The 20,232-nt window shown below is 61.7% G+C and carries 20 protein-coding genes; 8 read left to right on the top strand and 12 right to left on the bottom strand.

From position 1 onward, the window contains the following. The first annotated feature begins 97 nt into the window (after nucleotides 1–97). Together ACQ3C8_RS07105 and ACQ3C8_RS07100 are read left to right on the top strand one after the other, a co-directional pair. Complete coding sequence (locus ACQ3C8_RS07105; RefSeq protein WP_428852959.1) at nucleotides 98–880, top strand: TatD family hydrolase; 783 nt, start codon at nucleotides 98–100, stop codon at nucleotides 878–880. 4 nt (nucleotides 881–884) lie between these two features. Next, nucleotides 885–1,565: an ankyrin repeat domain-containing protein gene (locus tag ACQ3C8_RS07100; protein WP_428852958.1), complete on the top strand. Its 681-nt coding sequence runs from the start codon at nucleotides 885–887 to the stop codon at nucleotides 1,563–1,565. 39 nt (nucleotides 1,566–1,604) lie between these two features. Here ACQ3C8_RS07100 and ACQ3C8_RS07095 read toward each other — a convergent pair whose 3' ends face one another. From ACQ3C8_RS07095 to egtB, 3 genes are all read right to left on the bottom strand, one after another. Then, nucleotides 1,605–1,886, bottom strand: coding sequence for a helix-turn-helix domain-containing protein (locus ACQ3C8_RS07095; RefSeq protein WP_428852957.1), 282 nt, complete (start codon nucleotides 1,884–1,886; stop codon nucleotides 1,605–1,607). Continuing rightward, the gene (locus ACQ3C8_RS07090) at nucleotides 1,883–2,221 is read right to left on the bottom strand and encodes a type II toxin-antitoxin system RelE/ParE family toxin (RefSeq protein WP_428852956.1); all 339 of its coding nucleotides are present in this window, start codon (nucleotides 2,219–2,221) and stop codon (nucleotides 1,883–1,885) included. The genes ACQ3C8_RS07095 and ACQ3C8_RS07090 overlap by 4 nt, the downstream gene beginning before the upstream one ends. Nucleotides 2,222–2,313: 92 nt before the next feature. After that, on the bottom strand, nucleotides 2,314–3,603 hold the full coding sequence (gene egtB, locus ACQ3C8_RS07085) for an ergothioneine biosynthesis protein EgtB (protein WP_428852955.1): 1,290 nt from the start codon (nucleotides 3,601–3,603) through the stop codon (nucleotides 2,314–2,316). A 375-nt stretch (nucleotides 3,604–3,978) separates the two neighbouring features. Here egtB and ACQ3C8_RS07080 point away from each other — a divergent pair, with 375 nt between their 5' ends. Then, complete coding sequence (locus tag ACQ3C8_RS07080; RefSeq protein ID WP_009522656.1) at nucleotides 3,979–4,500, top strand: MgtC/SapB family protein; 522 nt, start codon at nucleotides 3,979–3,981, stop codon at nucleotides 4,498–4,500. Between the two features lie 39 nt (nucleotides 4,501–4,539). Then, nucleotides 4,540–5,652 carry a mechanosensitive ion channel family protein gene (locus tag ACQ3C8_RS07075; RefSeq protein WP_428852954.1) on the top strand — a complete coding sequence of 371 codons (1,113 nt, stop codon included), beginning with the start codon at nucleotides 4,540–4,542 and terminating at the stop codon, nucleotides 5,650–5,652. A 15-nt stretch (nucleotides 5,653–5,667) separates the two neighbouring features. On the opposite strand, the gene ACQ3C8_RS07070 is transcribed toward ACQ3C8_RS07075, so the two are convergent. Further along, nucleotides 5,668–6,933, bottom strand: coding sequence for a hypothetical protein (locus ACQ3C8_RS07070; RefSeq protein ID WP_428852953.1), 1,266 nt, complete (start codon nucleotides 6,931–6,933; stop codon nucleotides 5,668–5,670). Nucleotides 6,934–7,908: 975 nt separating this feature from the next. Here ACQ3C8_RS07070 and ACQ3C8_RS07065 point away from each other — a divergent pair. Next, nucleotides 7,909–9,072, top strand: coding sequence for a diguanylate cyclase (locus tag ACQ3C8_RS07065; RefSeq protein WP_428852952.1), 1,164 nt, complete (start codon nucleotides 7,909–7,911; stop codon nucleotides 9,070–9,072). 89 nt (nucleotides 9,073–9,161) lie between these two features. Here ACQ3C8_RS07065 and ACQ3C8_RS07060 read toward each other — a convergent pair whose 3' ends face one another. The 3 genes from ACQ3C8_RS07060 to ACQ3C8_RS07050 are packed head-to-tail and all read right to left on the bottom strand — an operon-like array spanning nucleotide 9,162 to nucleotide 11,531. After that, nucleotides 9,162–9,677: an OmpA family protein gene (locus tag ACQ3C8_RS07060; protein ID WP_428852951.1), complete on the bottom strand. Its 516-nt coding sequence runs from the start codon at nucleotides 9,675–9,677 to the stop codon at nucleotides 9,162–9,164. A 10-nt stretch (nucleotides 9,678–9,687) separates the two neighbouring features. Next, a complete protein-coding gene (locus ACQ3C8_RS07055) occupies nucleotides 9,688–10,920 on the bottom strand; it encodes a diguanylate cyclase domain-containing protein (RefSeq protein ID WP_428852950.1) in 1,233 nt (410 codons plus the stop codon). Between the two features lie 59 nt (nucleotides 10,921–10,979). Beyond that, nucleotides 10,980–11,531, bottom strand: coding sequence for a YfiR family protein (locus tag ACQ3C8_RS07050; protein ID WP_428852949.1), 552 nt, complete (start codon nucleotides 11,529–11,531; stop codon nucleotides 10,980–10,982). 305 nt (nucleotides 11,532–11,836) lie between these two features. Between ACQ3C8_RS07050 and ACQ3C8_RS07045 the strand changes: the two genes are divergently transcribed. Then, on the top strand, nucleotides 11,837–12,052 hold the full coding sequence (locus ACQ3C8_RS07045; protein ID WP_009522643.1) for a DUF1289 domain-containing protein: 216 nt from the start codon (nucleotides 11,837–11,839) through the stop codon (nucleotides 12,050–12,052). 66 nt (nucleotides 12,053–12,118) lie between these two features. Here ACQ3C8_RS07045 and ACQ3C8_RS07040 read toward each other — a convergent pair whose 3' ends face one another. The 5 genes from ACQ3C8_RS07040 to queE form a co-directional block, all read right to left on the bottom strand. After that, nucleotides 12,119–13,729: an ABC-F family ATPase gene (locus ACQ3C8_RS07040; RefSeq protein WP_009522642.1), complete on the bottom strand. Its 1,611-nt coding sequence runs from the start codon at nucleotides 13,727–13,729 to the stop codon at nucleotides 12,119–12,121. A 195-nt stretch (nucleotides 13,730–13,924) separates the two neighbouring features. After that, complete coding sequence (gene ldcA, locus ACQ3C8_RS07035; protein ID WP_428852948.1) at nucleotides 13,925–14,836, bottom strand: muramoyltetrapeptide carboxypeptidase; 912 nt, start codon at nucleotides 14,834–14,836, stop codon at nucleotides 13,925–13,927. Between the two features lie 116 nt (nucleotides 14,837–14,952). After that, nucleotides 14,953–15,459, bottom strand: a complete 507-nt coding sequence (gene tadA, locus ACQ3C8_RS07030; protein ID WP_428852947.1) for a tRNA adenosine(34) deaminase TadA — start codon at nucleotides 15,457–15,459, stop codon at nucleotides 14,953–14,955. Then, on the bottom strand, nucleotides 15,459–15,935 hold the full coding sequence (gene queD / locus ACQ3C8_RS07025) for a 6-carboxytetrahydropterin synthase QueD (RefSeq protein WP_009522638.1): 477 nt from the start codon (nucleotides 15,933–15,935) through the stop codon (nucleotides 15,459–15,461). The genes tadA and queD overlap by 1 nt, the downstream gene beginning before the upstream one ends. Before the next feature lie 39 nt (nucleotides 15,936–15,974). Next, nucleotides 15,975–16,622, bottom strand: coding sequence for a 7-carboxy-7-deazaguanine synthase (gene queE, locus ACQ3C8_RS07020; protein ID WP_428852946.1), 648 nt, complete (start codon nucleotides 16,620–16,622; stop codon nucleotides 15,975–15,977). A gap of 290 nt (nucleotides 16,623–16,912) precedes the next feature. On the opposite strand from queE, the gene ACQ3C8_RS07015 reads away from it, so the two are divergent. Next, on the top strand, nucleotides 16,913–17,536 hold the full coding sequence (locus ACQ3C8_RS07015; RefSeq protein ID WP_009522636.1) for a hypothetical protein: 624 nt from the start codon (nucleotides 16,913–16,915) through the stop codon (nucleotides 17,534–17,536). A 22-nt stretch (nucleotides 17,537–17,558) separates the two neighbouring features. After that, entirely contained in the window at nucleotides 17,559–19,976 is a 2,418-nt protein-coding gene (locus ACQ3C8_RS07010) for a catalase (protein ID WP_428852945.1), read from the top strand. The last annotated feature ends 256 nt before the right edge of the window (nucleotides 19,977–20,232 follow it).

Genomic DNA, 20,232 nt, shown 5'->3' with positions numbered 1-20,232 from the left:
TGAAGGCTGAGCACCCATGCATTGCAATGCCGTATCAGATGGCTTGCGTGACTTTAAGTCACTTCTCTGAATTCATACATAAGCAATTGATTTAAAAATGTTTGTTGACTCACATTGCCACCTGGATTTTCCAGATTTCGCGAGCCGCATGCCCGAACTGCTGGCCAATATGCGGGACAATCAGGTGACGCACGCGCTGTGCATTTCCGTCACGCTCGAAGCGTTTCCCAATGTGCTCGCGTTGGCCGAAACCCATCCGAACCTGTATGCCACGGTGGGCGTGCACCCCGACACCGAGGACGTCAGCGAACCCAGCGTGGAACAGCTTGTGGCGCTTGCCGACAATCCGCGTGTAGTCGGCATCGGCGAAACCGGGCTCGATTACTACCGCCTGAACGGCCGCAGCATCGCCGACATGGAGTGGCAGCGCGAACGCTTCCGCGTCCATATCGCCGCGGCACGGCAAACCGGGAAACCGCTGGTGATCCACACCCGCGCCTCGGCCGAGGATACGCTGCGGCTGATGGCCGAGGAGCAGGCAGGCGAGGCCGGTGGCGTGATGCATTGCTTCACGGAGACATGGGACGTCGCAAAGCGTGCTCTCGACCTGGGATTCCACATTTCCTTCTCCGGTATCGTGACCTTCAAGAGTGCGGCCGACCTGCAGGAGACTGCGAAAAAAGTCCCGCTGGACCGCATGCTGATTGAAACCGATTCACCGTATCTCGCGCCTGTGCCGTATCGTGGCAAGACCAACCAGCCGGCCTGGGTGCGCCATGTCGGCGAGTGTATTGCAACGCTGCGCGGGCTTCCGCTGGAACAGGTCGCTGAACAGACGACGGATAATTTTTTCCGCCTATTCAACAAGATAGAACGATAATTTCATGTCATTAGTGAGAATTTTCCAGGCCCTACCGGCTTTCCTGGCCATTCTGCTGTGCGTGCACGGGGCCGCCTGGGCAGGGCCGGCTGAAGATCTGCGCAAGGCCGTGGAGCTGGATAACGCCTGGGGCATCAGGCAGTTGCTGGCCAAGGGCGCTGATCCCAACGGTACCGATGCCAAGGGCACGCCGCTGCTGATCAGCGCAATCCAGGAGAATGCGCTCGAAGCGGCCAGGGAATTGCTCAAATCGCCCAAGCTTGACCCGGACGCCGAGAACCGCAGCAGCGAAAACGCCCTGATGCTGGCCGCGCTACGTGGGCATTTCGATATCGTCAAGATCCTGGTGGAGAAGCACGATGCCGAAGTCAACAAGAAAGGCTGGGCGCCGCTGCACTACGCTGCAGCCGGCGGGCATCTGGAGATCGCCCGCTATCTGCTCGACCACGCCGCCTACGTCGATGCCGAAAGCCCGAATCTCACCACACCGCTGATGATGGCCGCGCGCAGCGGCAACATCCACCTGGTCAAACTGCTGCTCGATGAAGGCGCGGTGGTAACGCTCAAGAACCAGCGCAACATGACCGCCGTCGACTTTGCCCGGCAGGCCGACCACACCGAAATCGCCGACGGCCTGGCCTCGCGCCTGCGCAAGCTGCAGCCGGGAACGCGTAGCGGCTGGTAGGCGACCGGCAGACAGGTCGGGTAGCGAATGCCGCGCAATTCAGGCGGCTTCGAGCACCCGCATTTCGATATGAAGCCCGGCAGCCGTGGTCATATTGACCAGGGCATCGAGACCAAAGAGGTTGATCTTGCCCCGCATCAGATCGGAAACGCGGGGCTGGGTCACGCCCAGGACTTCGGCAGCCTGGGCCTGGCTCATCCCGGTGCGGGTAATGTGGTTGGCGAGTGCCATCATCAGGATGGAGCGCAACTTCATGTTTTCCGCCGCTTCGGGAGTGTCCTCGATGGCATCCCACACGCTGGCAAATCGCTGCTTGCTCATGGGTTCACCTCCTTCAGCAAATCGCGGTAACGCTTGGCTGCCAAGTCCAGATCGGTTTTGCTGGTCTTTTCCGTTTTCTTCTGAAAACAGTGAAGCACGTGCACAGCATCGGCGAACTTGGCGACATATATGACTCTAAATGCTCCGGCAGCATCGCGGATCCGGATTTCCTTTACCCCTTGGCCCACGCTATGCATGGGTTTCCAGTCATCCGGCTCATAACCGTTCTGCACCCGATCGAGCTGATGGCCTGCATCGCGCCGGGCCGCCAAAGGAAACGCGCGAAGCGCCTCCAGGGCATTGCCCAGGAATTCGACAGGTTTTGGATCGATCATGACCAACTATACAAAATTTTGTATAAGTCAGCAATGCCTGTGGTGCGATACGTGCTTCATGTTTTCCGGTTGACTGCCGGCATGCACCGCGCTCAACGATCATCGGCCAGCCGCAGCCCCGTGAACTGCCAGCGCTGGTGCGGATAGAAGAAATTGCGGTAGGTCGGCCGGATGTGCCCGGCGGGCGTCACGCATGAGCCGCCGCGCAACACCATCTGGCCGCACATGAACTTGCCGTTGTATTCGCCGATCGCGCCCGGCGAGGGCTGAAAACCCGGGTAGGGCAGGAAGGGGCTCGCGGTCCATTCCCACACATCGCCGAACATCTGCCGTAGCACGCCGACATTCGGCTGCCGATCGGCCATCGGCGCCAGGCGACCGCTGTCGGCAAAATTGCCGTCCAGGGCCAGCCCAGCGGAGGCGGCTTCCCATTCGAACTCGGTCGGCAGGCGCTTGCCGCACCAGCGTGCGAAGGCATCGGCTTCATAGAAGCTGACATGCGTCACCGGGGCATCGAGATCGAGTGGCTGCAATCCGTGCAGCGTCATATGCCACCAGGTGCCGTCGCGCGACTCCCAATACAGCGGGGCTTCGATGCCTTCGCGGTTCACCCATGCCCAACCGTCCGACAGCCAGTTGGCAGCGGTCTGGTAGCCATCGTCATCGATGAACTCGCACCACTGCCGATTGCTGACCGGATGCGACGACAAGGCATATGGCTGCAGCAGGGCTGCGTGGCGAGGGCCTTCGCAATCGAAGGAAAACGGGGCATCGATGGCCGAACCGACCTCCACGATACCGCCGTCGAAGGTAATCCACTCCGGTGGATGCGGGGTATCCGTCACCGCCACGGGCACGGGGCGCAACGCATATGCCGGGCGTAGCGGGTTTTGCGCGAACAGGTGCAGGATATCGGTGAGCAGCAATTCCTGATGCTGCTGTTCGTGATGCAGGCCCAGTACGATGACTCCGAGTTCCGCTTCGGTATGCGGGCTTTCCAGCACTGTTTCCATGGCCTCGTCCACTGTCTCGCGATAGGCCAGCACTTCGTCGAGCGTCGGCCGCGTGAGCAGGCCGCGCCTGGGTCGCGGATGGCGCGCGCCAACGGCTTCATAGTAGGAGTTGAACAGATAGCGGAATGGCTCGCTGAAGGGCGTGTAGTGCGGCATTCGCTGACCCAGCACAAACTCCTCGAAAAACCAGGTCGTGTGGGCCAGATGCCATTTTGCCGGGCTCGCATCCTCCATCGACTGGACGGTCGCATCGGCATCCGACAGATCTGCCACCAGGGTCTCCGACGTGCGCCGCACGGTGCGGAAGTGTTCGAGCAAGGGCAGGTGGATGGCGGGTGATGACGGTCCCAGTGGCAAGGGTGAGGTCATGACGGACTCCGGTGGCAATGGCAGAACACCGGCGGGAGGCAAGATGCGCGCCACCCGCTGCGGCACCAGGCAGGTCGAGTTTGCACAATAACAGCTTTCGCGCTGAATGCCGAGGCGCTTCTTCCCTGACCTGTCACGAACGGACGCAAGTGTTTCAAGGGGCGAGCAGGGCATGCAACTTGCTCGACAGCAGACGGTCGGATGACAAATCGCCTCTGGCCTGCGCCATGCCTGAGCGCGCTGGAATCGCGTTGCAGCGCACGTGCAATGCATCGTTACCACGCCCTGGCTGAAAAAAATACATATGTAATGCGTAATCCATGCGTGACGCGGAACGCAGATGCTGCAGGTGAATACATTTGACAGGAGCCAGCGATGCAAGACCATCTTTCGCCTGATCTCTGGACCGAGATCACCAGTGCGTTGCTCTCGGAATTCGCCGACATGCCCGATGCCGCGGAGTTCGTGCGGGTAACACTGCGGCTGCTGGCCGCGATGCTGCTTGGCGGCCTGCTCGGCTACGACCGCGAACGGCGCGGCAGTTCAGCCGGCCTGCGCACGCACATGCTGGTAGCACTCGGTGCGGCACTGTTCGTGCTTGTACCGCTGCAGGCCGGCATGGAAATCGCCGACCTCAGCCGTGTCCTGCAGGGCGTGGTTGCCGGCGTGGGATTTCTCGGCGCAGGGGCGATCATCAAGCTCAATGACAGTCAGGAGATTATCGGCCTGACGACGGCCGCCAGCATCTGGCTCACCGCAGCCATCGGTGCCACTGCCGGCATGGGCAAGCTGGCAACCGCCGTGCTATGCGCGCTGCTGGCGCTGGTGGTGCTGTCAGCCTTGCGGCGGGTGTCTCAGCGAGTCAGCAATCAGGCGGAGGCTGAGCGACAGCAATAACCCGCCATCTACCAACCATCTCGTGAGGAGGGCAATTGCATGACGTGGTTCGAAACGGAGCTCCTGGGCAACTCGGTGCTGCGCTGGTTGAGCGCAGGTGCGGCGGGGCTCGCGATCTATCTGGTCTTGCGCATCGTCTTTCGCTTCGCGGGCGAGCGCAGCGCCAGGGCAGCCCGGCAAACTGCCACGAACTTCGATGACCTGCTCGGTCAGATGCTCACCAGCACGCGCCAGTGGGCGCTACTGGCGGTTGCGTTCCTCCTTGCCAGCCGTATGCTCGACCTACCCGAGCGGTGGCATACACGCATCGACTACTTATGGTTTCTTGTCGTTGGGTTGCAGATCGGTCTGTGGCTCAACCAGGGCATCAGCTACTGGGTGAAGCACCGTCTCGACCAGCGGCAAGGAAACACCGGCAACCCCGTCATCACCACCATCATCTCCTGGATTCTGCGGCTGTTCGTCTGGGCCCTCGTCGTGCTCGCCGTACTGGCCAACATGGGCATCAACATCACCGCCATGGTCGCCAGCCTGGGCATCGGTGGCGTGGCCGTGGCGCTGGCCGTGCAGAACATCCTCGGCGACCTGTTCGCCTCGGCCGCCATCGGCCTCGACAAACCGTTTGAGATCGGCGATTTCATCGTGTTTGGCGACATTGCCGGCAGCGTCGAGCATGTCGGCCTCAAAACCACCCGCATCCGCGCGCTCAGCGGCGAACAGATCGTCTGCTCCAACACGCAACTGCTCACCAATACCATCCACAACTACAAGCGCATGGCCGAACGTCGCATCCAGTTTGCCTTCGGCATTGCCCAAACGACGCCCGCCGCCCAGCTGGAACAGATCCCCCGCATCGTGCGCGAGGCCATCGAAGCGGCGGGCAACGCGCGCTTCGACCGCGCGCACTTCAAGGAATTCGGCGAAAGCGCGTTGAACTTTGAAGTGGTGTACTTCGTTACCAGCCCGGATTACAACCTGTACATGGACGCGCAGCAGTCAGTCAATCTGGCCCTGAAGAAGCGCCTCGATACGCTCGGCATCGACTTTGCATTGCCGGCGCGACGGCTGGCGGCACCTGGTATTGAAAATTTATTGCGGGAACGGGCGGACAAATATGAAGGCCGGGAAACCACTCTTGGCCATGCGCGGTGAGCCTTTTCTGCGGTATCACAATGAAGCGATATCGATAGTGCGCAGGTTCTCGCCGCCTTCGTCGTGGCTCAACAGCTTGACGAGCGTGCGCTCCATCATGAAGCCGATGCGCTTGGTGTAGCCAATGCCGTCGCCTGACATGGTGATATCGCTGCCGATGGTTTCGTCGGGAGCAGCCAGGGTGGCGCTGACACCGCGTGTGGTGCTTTCGGTGACGGTGTTCATGAGGTACTCGAAATTGATGGCACCCTGTACATCGCGCCGATGATTGACCTGGTGGGCATGGGTATGGCTGATTGCCGTGGCCTTAAGTTCGGCGGGAACGATGCCGTTGAGGTTTCCCTTGAACTTGGCATTGAGGGCGACGTTCACCTTGTCTGTGACGGTGTTCTGTTCGGTTTCCGTGACGCGGACGATGTGGTCGTCATGACGCAAGGTCATGAAGAAGCGCGAGAAATAGTCATATCCGGACATTTCATCGATCAGGCGTTTGCTGTCCGGATGGCGCATGGCTTTGCGCTGTTCCTCGGTAAGGTGGACGCCATCGAGAGGGCGGATTCTTCTGGCAGCTTCCGGGAGGTCGACATTGGGGCGGCCCTTTTCGGGATACCGCAGGGCGACGAGTTGCTCAGGCGTGAGATTGGTAGGGTTGTTCGCCATAAGTGCGTGCAGCTCGTGGATGTTGATTTCCACGGCGCGGAATTCGCCGAGTGCGCCCAGGTGCTCGACGTTGCGCTTGGCGAGTTCGTGTTTGCCGGGCGTGAGGGTGCCAGCTGCCGCGTCGGTATTGCCTGCTTGGGCGGGATTATCGTAGTCGTTGATCGCATCACGCAGGATCGAGATGGTGCAGCCGGAGAGTTTGGTTGTTTCGTTGCCGATCGACATTTCGCCGCCCGCTGTTACTGTGGCGGCGCCAACATCCTGGCTGAGGCCGAGACCGGCGTTGAACACTTTGTTCAGACCGGTTTCCCGCCCAAACATGATCTGGGTGGCATGGTTTTCGTTGGCGATGAAGAGGACATGGCCATCGCTGCCGGTCAGCTGGGCGGCGATGGTGAGCTTGAAGTTGCCGTCCGGGGTGAGCGGAATATCGACGCCTACGCGGGACAGACCGCCGCTAACGCCGTCGACGATCTTCTGGGAATTGTCTTGCCGGCGGGCAGCGCTGATCTGCAGGGCTTTGCAGATGTCCTCGGTATAGCCCGGGCCCCGCATGACGTTGTGTGAATAGGCTATCTCTGACCCAGAGCGGTACAGGCCGGCGTCCGCTTTGCCAATCACGTAGAGTTCTGTCGCAGCGTCGCAACATGCGGCACAAATATTTTCGCGGAATGCCTGAGGTGAGATGCTCGAATTCGGCCGCATTCATCCAGTGCCGGCTGGGGTCCTTCATGTCACGATCCTTGACAAAAAAAAGAGCCAGACCGTATGCGCCTGGCTCTTGATTCGCTATCCCGTAATCGGGTGGTGGTGATCGACTGATAGCGGGAATTTGGCATTGTCTAGACTTGACGATATTTCGCATAATGTATGTTATGTTAAATAATGAATTGACTGCCATGGCAATTAGCCAGTCTCTATCAAGACGGCGGTCACCGCGAGCTTGCACCTCGCCACGCTGCTCGGAGTCGGCACCGATGGCCTCTGCGTGTCGTTGATTGGAACGCGCTGCGCCAGCCTGTGCGGCCGGCCGGCACAAACGCCCTGATGCCTCTCTGCTTCAATTTCTGGCGTCTTGATAGCTGGGCGAATCTACTGTCCAGGGTCGCACCCATGCCGGTTCGGCGCATGAAGATAGCATGTGACATGCATATGCCGGAATCAGCAGAACTCAGGTCGGATTATGAAATGTGAATCGCCTGTCAGCACATCGCCCGCAAATATTGGCGTATCTGTTTTCCGCGTTCATGCGGTTAGCATTTTCTGCCGGTCTCGTTGTCGGGCACGTGGTCTGGATTATGCGCAATCCTTGCCGATTGGCTCCTGCAACCGTTATCCGGCAAAAAATATGATGCAGATCTCACCTGTGCATGGCGCAATTTGATATTCTGTCCAGCACATTGGTTTACTTTGCTGGTGCATGATCTGGCAGCAGGTCGCTTCACGCTGTCCAGGCACTAGTCCGAGCCTGCATGGGTGCGACGTGCAGGCTATGGCCGAATGCAATGCGGATTCCTGGTCTGTTCAGGAACGGATTCGAACCGTTTTGTATTCCGGCAGACTATCGCACGCAGATCAACAGGTCACTTATCGCTCATGCCCCGCCCCGCCCCGACATTCACCCCGCCCACCTGGCGCTTGACGCGCTGGCTGACCGCCGTGGGGGAGGATGTTCCACAGGAGATTCGGGGGGCGTTGCTGGCCAGCCTGTTCGGTACGATTCCCATTTTTCTGGGCGGCGTGGTCAATACCATCATGATCGCGGGGATCATTGCGTGGCTGAAACCAGAGCCGGTTTACACGTATTGGCTCATCTTTGAAACGGCGCTTGCCCTGCTGCGCGCCTATGTCCTGTGGGCATCGCTCAGGGCGGCGCGCACCGGCCGCAGGACGCTAACGGATGCCTATATCATCCTGGCGCTCGCATGGGCCGCGAGTGTGGGATACGGCGTGTTCATTACGTTCATGCATGGCGACTGGCTGCCGGCAACACTCGCTGGCGTGTCGTGTGGCGCCATGGCGGGTGGCATCTGCTTCCGTAACTACGGCGCGCCGCGGCTGGTATGCGCGATGATCCTGCTAACGCTCGGCCCGATGTGCCTTGGCGCGATGTTTTCGCCAGAGCCCTCCACGCTGATTGCTTTTATCCAGGTGCCCTTCTACTTTGTGGCGATGGGGCTCGCTGCCGTCAAGTTGAACAAGATCCTGGTCTCGACAATGCTGGCGGAGCGCGCCAACGAACTACGCGCCAAGCAGGACCCCCTGACCGGGCTGGCCAACCGGACAGGAATCCTCGATGCCGTCGATGCGCTCTGTCGGCCCGGCGCACCGCAGGCGCACAACGCCGCCCTCCTCTACATGGACCTGGATGGCTTCAAGACGATCAATGATGCCCATGGCCACACAGCGGGAGACCGGCTGTTGACCATCATCGCGCATCGCATCCAGGACAGCCTGCGTCCCGAGGATCTTGCTGCGCGTATTGGCGGAGACGAGTTTGTGGTGCTGGCTCGGGACATGGACCAGGTGACAGCGCGCGCCCTTGCCGACCGCGTGATCCGGAATGTCACCGCTCCCGTGACCTTGCCGGGTATTACGGAAGATATCCGCATTGGCGTGTCGATCGGTATTGCCATGGTCGATGGCGAACATCCCGACACGGATGCACTGTTCGATGCAGCTGACCAGGCGCTGTACCGCGCCAAGCGCGCCGGCGGTGGCCGGACCGAGATGGAGTCCACAACACTACAAACTGCCTGAACAACAGGATTAAAGCGTTATTGCCCCGAGTTCGGATTCAGCGAAGGTGTTGACGCCAATCAGGCGCATGTCCGCAGGTAGGTCGTCTCTTACTCCACCGGTACGATGATCGTCACGCGCCGATTTTCCAGGCGTCCCACGGCAGTCTGGTTATCCGCCACTGGCTTGGACATGCCCATGCCCATGGCACGGACATTGGCTTTCGGCATGCCGGCCTCGATGAATACCTGGGCAACAGCCTCGGCGCGGCGTACCGACAAGCGCTGGTTGTAGTCTGCAGCACCTTGCGAATCGGTATGCCCCTCCAGCCGCACACTATCGATCCCGGCATCGAGCAAGGCGCGGGAGATTCGGAAAATCACGGGACGGCTCTCATCGCTGATCTTGTCCTCATCGTTGCCGAACAGTATCTTGCTCGACATGCCGAAAGCCCAGCCATCCTCCGTTAGCTTGAATCCCTGCTCCTTCAGCACCGCAATCTGCCGCTCGCTGAGCCCCTCCTTGCGCGGGTTGGATGCACATGCGGCAAGTACCGCCGCACCCAGCAGCATCGCGAGGAACAACCGCGCTGCGCGCAGCATGTGAGGAAGGTGGATAAAACGCATATTGAAATCCTCAGTTGGTAGTCATGCGCTCTGACAGCAACAGACCTGATCCGGTATCCGCCAGCCAGCGACTGCCAGGTCCCAGGCGCTTGGCGCGATACATCGCCTCGTCAGCCGCGTGCAACAGGTCGTGGGAAGTTTCGCCGTGCCGGGGATAGAGGGCAACTCCGATGCTGAGCGAGGCGATGATCTCACCGCCATCGGGGAGATGGATCGGCGCCCGCATACTTGAGAGGATGGCGTCGGCAAGTTCCAGTGCCCGGGCGCTGTCTTCCATGGGGGCCAGCATGATGGCAAACTCGTCGCCTCCAAGCCGCACGACCACATCATCCTTTCGGACGCGTGCGCGGATGCGTTCCGCGATGGCAATCAGCACTGCGTCCCCCGCAGCATGGCCGCGCTCGTCATTGATCGACTTGAACGAATCCCCATCGATGAACAGCACCGCGACTTCCCTTCCGGTCTCTCGAGCGTGCATCATCGCCGCATTGAGGCGCTCCACAAACAATGCGCGATTCTGTAATCCTGTGAGGCTGTCATGAAACGCCTGGTGCGTCAGCGAAGCTTTTTCGCTCTCATTGCGCGTATTCCAGTCCTCCAGCTCGTCAAGCAAGGCATTGAAGTCACCACCAAGCGCATGCAGCTCGTGAATCTGTGAATCCGGAACACGACGATTGAAGGCACGGTCCGTGCGCACCGCATGTGCAACCTCGGCCAGCTGGTTGAGAGGCTTGAGAATCCGGCTGACCAGACGGCGGGAAAGCATGCCGGCTACTGCGACCGTCAAGGCCAGGCAGGCGATGATGCCAAGGACGCCCGCTATCAGGAATTGCAGCAGCGTCTGGTTAAGCCCTTGCACATGAATCTCGCCGATGGTCCGTCCCTGGTACAGCAAGTGCTGGCGGGCCGGCGGCACGCGAATCCAGTCCGGGACGTAGCGCGCCGCTTTGTCCAATACGTCCGGGGAAGGTTGCTCCCAATGAGCGAATTGCTGGCCATGGTTGTCGAACACCGTAGCTTCGGTCACGTCTTCCGTCAGGCCGATGTGCCGCAAGGTGTCCTCCGCAGCCTGCGCATCCGCGAACACGACGGCGGCTTCCACGGTGTAGGCCATGGAGCGGGCGATCAGGTTGAGGTTATTGCTGGCATATGCCCGCAGGTTCAGGACGCCAAGCGGGATAATCAGCAGGCCAATCAGGCACACTGCCAGCGTGGCTATCCAGAGGTTTCCGCGGTACAGCATCTGCCGTAATCCGGTGGACTTGCCGGGAAGTGAACCGATGTCACGCCGTAGAGTGCGTCTCATGGGCGCACCTGCGGACGGGCCAGCTTGAGCACGCTGGGATGGATGCGAATGCCACTGCGGGCAACTGCGTCCAGGTTGATTTCGAATGTGACGCGCCGGTCGACAGCCGTCAGGCAGAACATGCTTGCAACGCTACAGCTTTCGCCCCGCTCGCTGATGACGAGAACCGGCTTGCCAACGACATTGCGGACCATCGTGTCACGTTCCGCGTTGTCGAGCGCGCCGGTATACAAGGCATTGCACGTGCCGGGCAGATCGGCAGGCGTCTTGCGCTCCACGACGATGCGCCGGCCGTCGATGATGGCGCTGTGATATCCGAGGAATTCGGCATGCCTGGGGGAGCCGATCAGGCATAAGCGGAGCGTATCCCCCTCCAGCGTTCCGGCAGGCCATCGTGCGTAGCTGAGAATGCCATTGAGAATCTGGCTCACAGCCATATCCTGCGAGGCATCCAATGTCTCGCTTGGTGCTGCACGCAAGAATGTCACCGGCGCAAGAAGCAGGATCGCGAACAGGAGCGGAAGGGAAAGCCAGGCCCGCCCGGCCAAGCGGAAATTCATGCGCGGTATCGCATTATTGTGGTGTTGGGCAATTGAAGCGCATTCTACCGCACAGGAACGCGAAAATATTGACGTATCAACGCATTCCGGCTCTGAAACCGTGGGAATGTAGTATGTTGCCGACGTTTTCCGATAGCCGGAGCAAGGAGGCGAAATCCGGGCCTAGCGTTGCGTGTTGGCATCGGCCCGTCGCAACCTGCATCTGCCCCCAACGCAGGCACGGACATGGCATTTGCCATGCCCCAGTCGTGGTAGTCTGCCAGACTTACCCCTTGCCCCATTTAACCCCGAGTATGTCCGACCAGCTTCACGACCGCCCCGACAGCCCCTGCATTGGCATCTGCTCCACCCTGTTCGACGAGGTCTGCCAGGGATGCGGGCGAACCGCCATGGAGGTGGCGAACTGGGTGTTTTTCGATGAGGCGGAAAAGCGCGTCATCTGGGAACGGATCACGCGTGAAGGGACGGCCCAACGTTTTCAGCCGGCATACCTGAATCGCCAGAAGTAGCGGCAGGCGCCGCGCGCGCCGCTGCCGCCGACGACGAGCCGGCGGATGCACGGGAACGGCAGGAATTCAGCCAGCGATACCCTGGCTCTCGAGGTACTCGTCGTAGGTGCCGAGATAGTCGGTGACGGTGCCGTCGTTGCGTACCTCGACGATGCGGGTGGCCAGCGCGCTGACGATCTCGCGGTCATGCGAGACGAAAATCAGTGTGCCGGTGAACTTCTCCAGCGCGATCTGCAGCGATTCGATGGACTCCATGTCCATGTGGTTGGTCGGCTCGTCCAGCGCCAGTACGTTGTGCTTGCCAAGCATCAGCTTGCCCCAGATCATGCGGCCCTTTTCGCCGCCCGACAGCACCTGCACCGATTTGCGGATATCGTCTGCGTTGAACAGCAGCCGCCCCAGGGTACCGCGGATCACCTGCTCGTCATCGCCCGGTTGGGCCCAGCGCGTCATCCAGTCGAATACGATCTCGTCGTTGGGGAACTCTTCCATCGTGTCCTGCGGCATGTAGCCGACGTTGGCATTCTCGGCCCAGCGCACCTCACCGCGGTCCGGCGTCAGGGCGTTTGGCACCGCGCCATGCAGCAGCGTGCGCAGCAGCGTGGTCTTGCCCGCGCCGTTCTCGCCGATGATGGCGATCTTTTCACCGGCGCGCACGGAGAAATCCAGATTGCTGATGATCGGGCGATCGTAAGCCTTCGAGAGGCCGGTTGCCTCGACCGCCAGGTTATGCAGTTTCTTCTCGAACTCGTATCGGATGAACGGGTTCTGGCGCGACGACGGCTTGACGTCGTCCACCTGGATCTTCTCGATCTGCTTGGCGCGGCTGGTGGCCTGGCGGGCCTTGGATTTGTTGGCCGAAAAACGGCGCACGAAGTCTTGCAGTTCGGCGATGCGTTCCTTGGCCTTGGCGTTGGCGGCCAGCACGCGGGCACGCGCCTGCATGGAGGCTTCCATGTAGTCGTCGTAATTGCCCGGATAGACCTTCAGCGTACCGTAGTCCATATCCGCCATGTGCGTGCAGACCATGTTCAGGAAGTGGCGGTCGTGCGAGATGATGATCATCGTGCAGTTGCGCTGGTTCAGCACGCCTTCCAGCCAGCGGATGGTGTTGATGTCCAGGTTGTTGGTCGGTTCGTCTAGCAGCAGCACGTCCGGATCGGAGAATAGCGCCTGCGCCAGCAGCACGCGCAGCTTCCAGCCGGGCGCGACGTTGCTCATCAGACCGTCGTGCTGGGCCGTCGGAATGCCCACGCCCAACAGCAACTCGCCGGCACGCGCCTCGGCGGTGTAGCCGTCGTATTCGGCGTACTTGGCCTCCAGTTCGGCGGCGCGCATGTAATCCTCGTCGCTCGCTTCGGGGTTGGCGTAGATGGCGTCGCGCTCGCTCGCGGCAGCCCACATCTCGGTATGGCCCATCATCACCACGTCCAGCACGCGCATGTCTTCGTAGGCGAACTGGTCCTGGCGCAGCTTGCCGAGGCGCACGCCCGGCTCGATCATGACGTTGCCCGACGACGGCTCGAGGTCGCCACCGAGGATCTTCATGAACGTCGATTTACCGCAGCCGTTGGCCCCGATGAGGCCGTAACGGTTACCTTCGCCGAACTTGACCGAGATGTTCTCGAACAAGGGCTTGGGCCCGAATTGCATGGTGATGTTGGCAGTCGAAAGCACGGGTCGATCCTGAATTTAGCTGTGCCCCCCGGCAACGGGCGCGTAGCGGGCAAGGCAATGAGAAAGCAGGCCCTCCCGGATGCGGTGCATTCCGCCGGGGCGCGGCATTCCGCGCGGGCCAAACCTTGTATTGTACCACCCGGGCATGATGGCAGCGACGCAGCCACCCTCGCCTTGCCCCTGCTCCAGGCGGACCTAGGCCGACAGCACGGGATAGGCGGAAAGCGTCAGCGTGTAGCCCAGAGGGTGCGGCGCCACGACCGCATGCCCGCCGACGGGCAGAGTCATCTTGCGGGCACAGTGGCCAAATGGCAGCCCCGTGAAGATGGGAACCGGCAAGGTCGCGCGTAGCCAGGCGACCATCTCGCCAAGGTCGTAGCCATTGTCGTAATCCGTCGTCCGGTACGACGAAAAATCGCCCAGCAGCACCGCGCGCTGGCCGGACAGAACGCCGGCTTGCCACAATTGCAGCAGCATGCGCTCGACGCGGTACGGATGCTCGTTGACATCCTCCACGAACAGGATGCCGTCGCGGATGCGCGGCATCCATGGTGTGCCGACGAGGCTGCACAGCATGGCGAGATTGCCGCCCCACAGCGTGCCCTCCAGCGGCACGTCGTACGGCTGCGGCTCGGCGATGGTCTCGGTCACGGTCGGGGTCGTGGTCACGGCACGGAAATGCGCGGCCATGAAAGGATCCACCGGTTCCGCGCCGAAATCGGCTGACAGCATCGGCCCGGCAAAGCTGACACCGCCGGTCTGCGCCAGATAGGCCAGCTGGAAGGCCGTGAAATCGCTGTGCCCGACCATCAGCGTGCCGCTGTGCGCCACCTGCCGCGCCACGCGCGCATAGTCGATGCGCTCGAGCAGCCGGCTCAGGCCGTAGCCGCCACGCACCATCAGGGCAATGCCCGGGGTGTCGCCCGCGCCGATGCTGTGCAGGTCGGCCAGGCGTTCATCGTCGGTCCCGGCAAAGCGCTGGTGACGGCGCGCGATAGCGCCCTCGCCTTCCACCCGGTAGCCCAGCTCGCGCAGCACGGCAATGCCGCGCTCGGCGCGTTCAACGGGATGCGGGTAACCGGAGGGCGCGTGCAGGCGGATCAGCATGAGGCAACCCCGGAGAAGCGGTTGAATCGGCCATGCAAGTGTGGCTGGGCGAGCGGATGCCCGTCAGCTTGCTGTTCCTCGTATGCGCGTTCCATACCGCCTTGCTCCATGCGGATCTAGTCCTGGATATCGCGGAGCGCCTTACGCTGCGCACGCCGCTCGGCAAAAAAATCCTTGAGAATCTGGCTACAGGCTTCGGCCTCGCACCCTGCGGTGACCGTCGTCTGGTGATTCAACCGGGCTTCCGCGAACAGGTTGAGCACGCTGCCGCAGGCCCCAGTCTTGGGGTCCGGCGCACCATACACCACGCGCCGCACGCGTGCATGCAACATGGCGCCCGCACACATGACACAGGGCTCCAGCGTGACATACACGTCGCACTCGGGCAACCGGTAGTTGCCCAGATGCAGCGCCGCGGCCCGCAGCGCCTGCATCTCGGCGTGGGCCGACGGATCATGCGCACCAATCGGGCGGTTGTGTCCGCTGGCGATGATCGCACCCTGGTGGACGACCACCGCCCCCACGGGCACCTCGCCCGCAGCCTGCGCCAGCCGCGCCTGCTCAAGCGCGGCAGCCATGAACTGCGCATCCTGCTCCGCCGTCGGTTCGGGCAGTGCCGCCATCAGTCTTGTACCGTGCGCGGTGCCTGCATGGTGACCTCGGCCCAGCAGTTCGGGGTTTCGTACAACACCAGGCGCGACAGGTACAGCTGGTGACCGAAGCAGTCGCGGAAGACCGGCGCGAGCATGGCAAACGCTGCCTGTGCAAGGTTTTCCACGGTCGGGATATCGTCCAGCACGAAGGTCTTGTGATTGTCCATGCTGTTGAGGAAATTCAGCAGCGCCGTATCGCCCCGGTAGATCAGAAAGGCATGGTCCCACTTGGACACCAGGTGCTCGTGGGCGAGCGTCTTGACATCGCCGAAATCGAGGATCATGCCGTCATCCGATGCGCCTTCGCTGTGCAGCACCTGGCCCGACAGCGTCAATTCGAGCTGGTAGCGATGGCCATGCAGGTTGCGGCACTGCCCTCCGTGGCTGGGAATGCGGTGCCCGGCATCGAATTCGAGGCGGCGAGTGATGGAAACCTGTTTAGTCATGACGGCAATGTTTGGTACGAGCGGATATGGCTCGGCATCTCAGCGGATACCCAGCAACTTGTGGGTTTGCAGGCTCAGGCGCCAGCGCGGATGGTCCTGGCAGAACCGGACGGCGGCCGCGGTATTTTCACGCTGCAGCGGGCCATCCATGGGCTGCACCAGGAGATGGCGGAAATCGAGCGCCTCGTAGGCGGCAAAGTCTTGTCCGGCTTGGGGAATCACGACCTTTAGCTCGTCGCCACGCGTCACCACGAGTTCAGCGCCCATCTTGGGGCTCACGCAGATCCAGTCAACACCCTCCGGGACTGGCAGCGTGCCGTTGGTCTCGATGGCGATCTCGAATCCCTGGGCGCGCAAGGCGGCGATCAATGGCGCATCGAGTTGCAGCAACGGTTCGCCACCCGTGCATACGACCAGGGGCCGTCCACCGGCCTCATCTGGCAACGGCGCCGGCCATTGGGCAGCCACGACCGCGGCCAGCGCCTCGGCCGAGGCGTACTTGCCGCCGAGCGTGCCGTCCGTGCCAACGAAATCGGTATCGCAGAACTGACAGACCGCCGTCGCACGGTCGCGCTCGCGTCCGGTCCACAGGTTGCATCCGGCAAAGCGACAGAACACCGCAGCCCGGCCAGCATTGGCGCCCTCGCCTTGCAAGGTATAGAAGATCTCTTTGACGGTGTAGGTCATGAAAAAAGCGGAAAACTGCATCGAAGTGACGACCGTCCGGCCGCCTGCCGCATTTTCTCACAGAAGCGGAGGCTGCCCCCATTCGATGCCCACGCCATGCCACTCCCATTTCCGGTCTACACCAGAATATCCCCACACAACTGTCAGACGTTCCCTGACGGAGTGTGCGGGCAAATCTCCCTAGACTGACCGGAAAGGCCATGTCACGGGCTGTCCAGCCCGGCTGCATGTCGCCAAGGGCCAGACACTGAGTGCCCAACCATGTCCACCATCAGTCAAGGGAGTCCGCAATGTCGAAGAAATCAGGCAATACTGCCCAGATCCACGAACTGCTCTACCAAGCCCTCGAAACCGAAGCGGGCGGCATGCAGATCTACGAGACCGCGATCGAATGTGCGCTCAATGACGACCTGCGCAAGGAATGGCAGGAGTATCTTGAGCAGACCACCACGCACCACAGTGTGCTGATGGCAGTGTTCGAAACACTTGGCCTCGATCCGCAGCAGATGACACCCGGCCGCCAGGTCGTCCGCCACCAAGGGGAATCGCTGGTGAAAGCGATGAAGATGGCTAAGCAGGCGGGCGACCCCGCCGCCGCGCAGTTGGTCGCCGGGGAATGCGTCGTACTGGCGGAAACCAAGGACCACGCCAATTGGGAGCTGATCGGCCTGGTTGCCGAGAAGAGCACTGGCGATCTTGCCAAGGCGCTGAAACAGGCGCATGAAGCCGTCGAGAAAGACGAGGACCATCACTTGTATCACACCAAGGGATGGACGCGCGAACTCTGGATCGAGTCCCTCGGTTTTCCGGCCGTGTTGCCGCCGCCCGAGGAGGTCAAGCAGGTCGAGACCGCCATCGGCGCCTCGCGTGCCGAGCAGGCGCGCGACCAGATGCTGAACGGCCGGCGCGCCTGAGCGTTGCTACGAGGACCCCCACATGGCTACACGCAAACCAGCCGGCGGAGCCGGCGGAAAAAATAAGCTCGCAGCATCCGCCGCCTCGGCAGCCTCTCTCACTACCGGGCATGGCACGACCGACAGCGGCCCCGCGCTTCCACCAACCGGTAAGCGCCTGCCAGCCGCGGTGCGAAAGGCTCGCGATACCGGCACCACGGCCGCCTCGCTGCCGTTCAACGCCAACAAGCCCGCCGAATACGGTGCTGCTACGGCTGTTCCTATCACAGGTCAGCACACTGTGCCACCGTCGCCGGACGCCACAGGCAGTACGCTTTCCGAAGCCAATGCATCCGGCAAGACGGGCGGCCCCGCCGAGGCGGGTCTCAATCGCGTGGGCGGTGATCTGCTCCGGGTCCGCGCCGATGGCGGCGGGCAGGTCATGACGACCAACCAGGGCGTGCCGCTCGCGGATAACCAGAGTTCGCTCAAGGCCGGTCTGCGCGGCCCTGCCCTGCTCAAGGACTTTATCCTCCGCGAGAAAATCACGCACTTCGACCACGAGCGCATTCCCGAGCGTATCGTGCATGCGCGTGGCTCCGCGGCGCACGGTTATTTCGAGTGCTACGCGCCGCTTACTGATATCACCTGCGCGTCGCTGTTCGCCGAGGCAGGCAAGCGTACGCCAGTGTTTGTGCGGTTTTCAACCGTGGCGGGAGAGCGCGGCTCCAAGGACACGGCCCGCGATGTGCGCGGCTTCGCGGTGAAGTTTTATACCGATGAGGGGAACTGGGATCTGGTTGGCAACAATATGCCTGTGTTCTTCATCCAGGACGCCATGAAGTTTCCCGACCTGGTCCATGCCGTCAAGCCAGAGCCTCACCACGGCATGCCGCAAGCAGCCTCGGCGCACGACACGTTCTGGGATTTCGTGTCGCTGATGCCGGAGTCCACGCACATGTTGCTGTGGCTGATGTCAGATCGTGCCATCCCGCGCAGCTATCGCATGATGCAGGGTTTTGGGGTACACACCTTCCGCTTCGTCAATGCCCAAGGCGCATCAGTGCTGGTCAAGTTCCACTGGACGCCGATGCTGGGCACGCATTCGCTGGTGTGGGACGAAGCCGTGAAGATCTCCGGCGCAGACCCGGATTATCACCGCCGCGACCTGTGGGAGGCCATTGAAACCGGGCACTATCCCGAGTGGGAGCTGGGCGTACAGATCTTCACCGAAGAGCAGGCGGAGGCATTCAGCTTCGATGTGCTTGATGCCACCAAAATCGTCCCCGAAGAACTGGTCCCCATTACCCCCATCGGCCGGATGGTGCTCGACCGCAATCCGGACAACTTCTTCGCGGAAACCGAGCAGGTCGCATTCTGCACTGCACATGTGGTGCGCGGCATCGACTTCACCAACGATCCCCTGCTGGCCGGACGTATCCACTCCTACGTCGATACGCAGATCTCGCGCCTGGGTGGCCCGAACTTCCACGAACTGCCGATCAATGCGCCGCTGGCAGCGGTACACAACAATCAGCGCGATGGCATGCACCGCCAGACCATCCATCGCGGTCGAGTCGCCTACGAGCCGAACTCGCTCGGCGGCGGGTGCCCATTCCAGGCAGGCGCCACCGGGTTCGTCCCGTTTCCCGAGCCCATCGCTGCCGATGAGCTGCGCGGCAAGCCGGAAAAATTTGCCGAGCATTTCGCACAGGCCAGCCTGTTCTACGCCAGCCAGGCACCGCACGAACAGCGGCATATTGCGCAGGCCTTCCGCTTCGAACTCAGCAAGGTCACGGTACCGGCCGTGCGCGAACGCGTCGTATCCATGCTGCGGAACGTTTCAGAGCCGCTCGCGGCGGAGGTGGCGGAGGGCCTTGGTATGCCGTTGCCGGAACCCATGCCACGCGCCACGGCGGTAGAAGTGAAACCGGAAGTCGACGTGTCGCCGGCACTTTCCCAGCTGGCGCGCCCGGGCGACGGCGGCATCGCAACGCGCCAGATCGCCTTGCTGGTGGCAGATCAGGTCAATGCCGACGCCGTGCTGGCCATGGCTCACGCATTGATCGACCGAGGCGCGATGGTGCGGATGGTTGGCCAGCATGTTGGCATCTTTGCCGCCGATGATGGCACGCAGCTGGATGCCGATGCATCTCTGGAGAATCATCCCGCCTGCCTGTTCGACGGCGTGATCATTCCGGATGGCCAAGCGGCAATCACGCTGCTCAGCGACGACGGCCGTGCGCTGGAATTCCTGCGCGACCAGTACCGGCACGCCAAGACGATTCTCGCCATCGGCGCGGGGCGTCAGTTACTGGAGGCCGCCGGCATCCCGCTTGACGCACCTGACCCGGGCGTCATCCAAGCGGAGCAGGCTGATGCCCGTGCGATGGCGGCTACCGTTGCTGCCTTGGCGATGCACCGCCATCCCGAGCGCGAAACAGATCCCCCGCGCGTCTGAAATGGCCGGGCATCCGGCCACTGGCGTGGATGCCCGGAATACATAATCCCATTACCCCCTCTTTCGATGGGTGTCATGGCGGCCTGGGGCTGCCTGGCATTTCATTTGACCAGGATATTCAGAATCCGCCATCTCTCGGTGTCGCGTGGCACCGCCAATGGCCGCACAGCGGCGCACCTCGAATTATTGCGACATTGAGCCGGGCGCGCAAAACCGCCGACAACGCCCAAATCGATACCCTCCAATAATCATAGGA

The organism is Imbroritus primus (assembly GCF_964332355.1).
Taxonomy (GTDB): Bacteria; Pseudomonadota; Gammaproteobacteria; order Burkholderiales; family Burkholderiaceae; genus Imbroritus; species Imbroritus primus.
The sequence above is the reverse complement of the archived record's forward strand: the minus strand, read 5'-3'. Positions and strand labels throughout refer to the sequence as shown.